At 44.2% G+C, this 4,537-nt stretch carries 5 protein-coding genes and 1 pseudogene; all 6 read right to left on the bottom strand.

The features are described 5' to 3' along the window. Positions 1–182, bottom strand: a pseudogene (ribD, locus tag ACP45E_RS21780) (bifunctional diaminohydroxyphosphoribosylaminopyrimidine deaminase/5-amino-6-(5-phosphoribosylamino)uracil reductase RibD); the annotation flags it as partial. A 41-nt stretch (positions 183–223) separates the two neighbouring features. Then, a complete protein-coding gene (gene nrdR / locus ACP45E_RS21775; protein WP_017035053.1) occupies positions 224–673 on the bottom strand; it encodes a transcriptional regulator NrdR in 450 nt (149 codons plus the stop codon). A 183-nt stretch (positions 674–856) separates the two neighbouring features. Further along, on the bottom strand, positions 857–2,107 hold the full coding sequence (locus ACP45E_RS21770) for a glutamate-5-semialdehyde dehydrogenase (RefSeq protein WP_017038723.1): 1,251 nt from the start codon (positions 2,105–2,107) through the stop codon (positions 857–859). A gap of 15 nt (positions 2,108–2,122) precedes the next feature. Next, entirely contained in the window at positions 2,123–3,262 is a 1,140-nt protein-coding gene (gene proB / locus ACP45E_RS21765) for a glutamate 5-kinase (protein WP_026026733.1), read from the bottom strand. Between the two features lie 119 nt (positions 3,263–3,381). Next, on the bottom strand, positions 3,382–3,771 hold the full coding sequence (gene crl / locus ACP45E_RS21760) for a sigma factor-binding protein Crl (protein ID WP_017035050.1): 390 nt from the start codon (positions 3,769–3,771) through the stop codon (positions 3,382–3,384). A gap of 97 nt (positions 3,772–3,868) precedes the next feature. Next, positions 3,869–4,537: alpha/beta hydrolase (locus ACP45E_RS21755; protein ID WP_141707483.1), on the bottom strand; the 669-nt coding region annotated here is incomplete at its 5' end.

The raw sequence follows: 4,537 nt of genomic DNA, 5'->3' as shown, positions 1-4,537 counted from the left end.
GCTCCGACAGATTGGCTACCAGCCATACGAAGAGCATGCACTTCAGCGTGAGGCTCACCAGCTCGCTTATGGAAGCCTTCACCGACCATTTGGCCTTCAGACACAATAACACACCCAACATTAGGATTAGGTGCCGTGGTGTACATCCCTTTTTTTGCTAACGTAATAGCATGGGACATCATTTTATAATCGAATGTTGAAAACTGGGGCATGGTTTGTGGGCTTAATCTTCTAGTTTTGCTATTTCTTCGCCAAACTCACGAATATCTTCAAAACTACGATATACGGAAGCAAAACGAATATAGGCGACTTTATCGAGTTCTTTGAGTTGATCCATAACCAGGTTCCCAATCATGTCACTCGGCACTTCACGTTCACCTGTGGCTCGAAGCTGAGATTTTATCATGCTGATAGCAAGCTCAATCGAATCGGCACTGACAGGGCGTTTTTCTAAAGCTCGCTGAACACCACCAACCATTTTGTCTTCATTGAATGGTTCACGATTGCCGTTTGTTTTGATCACTTTAGGCATCACCAGCTCAGCCGTTTCAAATGTGGTGAATCGCTCACTACACGCTAGGCATTGTCGACGGCGACGAACCTGATGACCATCAGCAACGAGTCTAGAATCAATAACTTTTGTGTCGTTCTCAGAACAGAATGGACAATGCATATTACCTCCAAGTGATTGAATGCCAGTGTAACGGAATTACTCTTACTAAGAAAAGCAAAAGGGGCAACACGCCCCTTTAAAATCATAGAATCCTGAGACACTTCAAGCTATGAAAGTCTGAACCTCGAACTCTCGCAAAAAGTAGCCTCGATTATGAGCCTGTCATCATTTTTTCGAGTGATATTACGGTCGAGTCAAATAATCGGCTTTTCCTACCCACTTATAGCTTGTTAACTCTTCAAGTCCCATCGGGCCACGAGCATGAAGTTTTTGCGTGGAAACCGCCACTTCAGCCCCTAAACCAAATTGCGCACCATCAGTAAAACGGGTCGACGCATTCACGTAGACGGCCGCTGAACCCACTGAGTTTATGAATATTTCTGAATTCTGTAAGCTGTTGGTCATGATCGCATCAGAATGACTGGCGTTATGGATTCGCATATGGTCGATGGCTTCTTTAACATCGACGACCACTTTAACCCCAAGCGTGTAAGCAAGCCATTCTGTATCAAAATCACCTTGCTCTGCGTCGCGGACATTGTCAGCATCGCCCAGCAATGATTTTGCCTTAGGCTCCGCCACAAAGCTGACTTTAGCGCTCATGCGCTGTGCGATTTTTGATAAAAACTCAGCCGCTACCTTTTGGTGGACAAGTAATGTATCGAGTGAGTTACAAGCTGATGGGCGCTGAACTTTTGAGTTTTCCACAACATCCAGAGAACGTTCCAAATCTGCACTCTCGTCGACAAAGATATGGCTAATACCAAAACCGCCGATGATGACCGGAATCGTACTGTTCTCTTTACACATTTTATGTAAGCCAGCACCACCTCTCGGAATGATCATATCAACATATTCATCAAGTTTAAGCAGTTGTGACACAAGCTCACGATCCGGTTTTTCAATGTATTGCACCGAGGCAGCAGGAAGCTTTGCTTTCTCTAAAGCAGATTGAATCACTTTGACCAGTTCCATATTAGAAAAGAAGGTCTCTTTGCCGCCACGAAGAATACTGGCATTACCCGTTTTCAAACACAGTGCCGCGATATCTATCGTTACATTAGGGCGCGCTTCATAGATCACCCCGACCACACCCAAAGGGACACGACGACGTGACAATGACATGCCATTTTCCAGCATTTTACTGTCGATCTCGCTACCAACGGGATCATTCAAACTGATCACATTACGTACATCATTAGCAATGCCGGTTAAACGTTCTTTATTAAGCAGCAAGCGATCCAACAACGCATCGGTTAAACCCGCTTCACGCCCAAGTTGAATATCCTTTTCATTGGCCGCTAGAATGGTATCGCTGTTCGCTTCTAGCTCATCAGCAATAATCGCTAGCGCATGATTTTTTTGTTTGGTTGAAGCTGTTGCTAATTCAAAGGCCGCATTTTTTGCCGCCTGCCCCATATTAAGTAAGTCCACTTTAAAATCCTCTTTTTATTCTTGAATTATAACCAGATCATCACGGTGGATAACTTCAGAACCATAGTCATGGCCAAGAATAGTAATAATGTCTTTGCTGTGTTTTCCTGCAATTTTTGCCAAGTCGTCGCTGGAATAACTGGTAATTCCGCGGGCAATCAAAGCACCATTGGTATCAACAAGGCGAGATACCTCTCCTCGGGCAAACTCACCACGGACTTTAATCACCCCTTTGGCAAGCAAACTGCTTCCTTTCGTTAACACCGCTCGCATCGCTCCATCATCAATGACAATGTCACCCGATGCAGAAGGGCCAGCCAAAATCCAACGCTTTCGGTTTTCTAGCGCTTCAGCCAATGGAAGAAACCTCGTTCCTTGAGGCGCATCACTTAAAGCATCAAAGATAACGTTCTCTGCACTTCCCGCAGCGATGATCACTTCAATTCCTGCACGTCTGGCAATATCAGCGGCCTGGAGTTTTGTGGCCATTCCACCGGTCCCTAGAGTGGTTCCGCTGTCACCGGCGATTTTGCGTAAAGTGTCGTCAATCGTACGCACTTCTTTGATCAATTCTGCATTTGGATCTTTACGTGGATCCGCAGTAAACAGACCTTTTTGATCCGTCAGTAACAGTAATTTATCAGCACCGCACAATATCCCGACCAAAGCCGATAGGTTATCGTTATCGCCAACTTTTATTTCACTGGTTGCGACTGCATCGTTCTCATTCACAACAGGAATGATGTCGTTATCGACCAATGCGTTGATGGTATCGCGAGCATTTAAAAATCGCTCTCGATCATCTAAATCGGCACGAGTTAACAACATTTGGCCGATTTTCATGCCATAAATAGCAAACAAAGACTCCCAAACTTGAATCAATTGGCTTTGTCCGACAGCGGCAAGAAGTTGCTTACTGGACATTGCGTTGGGGAGTGCGGGGTAGCCTAGGTGCTCACGTCCTGCTGCGATAGCGCCAGAAGAGACGATGACGATAGAGTGGCCGAGTTTCTTTAACTCTGCACATTGACGCACAAGTTCCACCATATGAGCTCGGTCAAGAGCCTGGGTACCACCTGTGAGTACACTAGTACCTAATTTCACAACCACTGTTTTAGACTGGATTGTGCTTCCGCTTTGCTGCTTTGTTGTCATGATATTTTTGATAAGAAATACGATAAGACTTGATGTTTTAACAATCAATGCTGGATTTAACAAGTAGAAAAGGTGCTCGAAGCACCTTTTTATTTAAAGTCGATCAGTTTTTGCTAATTTTAGACGAATTCAACAGACTCTTTGTGCAACTCGACCGTCATATCAAACTTGTCTTCAAGTGTTTTGATGAGCTTGGCATGGAAGTCATCTTGGGTGCGATTCACCTCTGCAATAGCCTTTTTCGGTATTGCTACCACGTCCCAATTACCGGCTAAGTTATACCGCCCCGTAAAGTATTTGGCTTTAAAGGTTTGCTCAAACTGCTCTAACTCGAGCCACCACCCCCAGAATTCACGTTCTTCGGGGGACTTTTTATCGTTAACACAAACAGATAGGCAATCGAATAGATAATTGCCTTCACTGCATTGATTCTCTCTTAGATAAGGCCCAACAGCTTTTAAAGTACTTAATATGCGATAGTGAGTCGGCAACTTTGTAGCTTCTGCCATATAAATTACTCCATTAGTGATTAGCGATGATAATTTTTATAATTATGTGGTTATTTATCAACCATCTATATCATGCTTAACCAATAGCGGAGAAATGTCATCTATATAATTCGTCTTCCATCCATTTTATTGCTAAAGCGAGGGATTGCTCATATCCTTCTGAAATTGTTTTGTTATTTATTTTCGTCGCCTTTCCATATTGGCTATATAGTGCTACCAACTGATTATCGCTATGAGGGGAAATGGGATCGCCGTCTAGGCTCATCGCTAAAATAGGCACCTTAGTTTTTCGGTTAGAGACAACACCTTGCACCTTCAATGACCACGCCATTAGCAATCCCGATAAGCTTTCAATGTCCACCACTTGCTTTCCAATACGCGAAGCCAGCAAATCCAAATACATTTTAGACATTTTTTTCAATTTCTTCGGAGAAGCTAAAAGATCGTGAATAGGAGCCCCCATCGAGACACATGCCTTGATTTTACTCTGTTCTAAGAAAGACAAACGTACCATAGCATTCCCGCCAAAACGGAACCCCATTAGGCCCACTTTGTAGTGATCTACCCAGGGGATATTTGGAAGCTCGTCAAGTACTGCCTGATGAAGGCAAGACGTATCTTCAGTGAGAGGCCAATGACTGCTATGGCCAACGGAAGGCATATCGACCGTCAACATGGCAATATTTTTCGGGGCGAGATGATCTTTAAACAAACGCCACATATCACTTTGTAATGAGTCGAGCCCGGCAAGATCGGAAGAGCGGTT

It is taken from the genome of Vibrio genomosp. F10 str. 9ZD137 (genome assembly GCF_049974785.1).
In the GTDB taxonomy this organism is placed as follows: Bacteria; Pseudomonadota; Gammaproteobacteria; order Enterobacterales; family Vibrionaceae; genus Vibrio.
The sequence above is the reverse complement of the archived record's forward strand: the minus strand, read 5'-3'. Positions and strand labels throughout refer to the sequence as shown.

Excerpts from the sequence above, each read along its gene's own strand:
- nrdR (WP_017035053.1), bottom strand. The coding sequence starts at position 673 with ATGCATTGTCCATTCTGTTCTGAGAACGACACAAAAGTTATTGATTCT.
- proB (WP_026026733.1), bottom strand. The coding sequence starts at position 3,262 with ATGACAACAAAGCAGCAAAGCGGAAGCACAATCCAGTCTAAAACAGTG.
- crl (WP_017035050.1), bottom strand. The coding sequence starts at position 3,771 with ATGGCAGAAGCTACAAAGTTGCCGACTCACTATCGCATATTAAGTACT.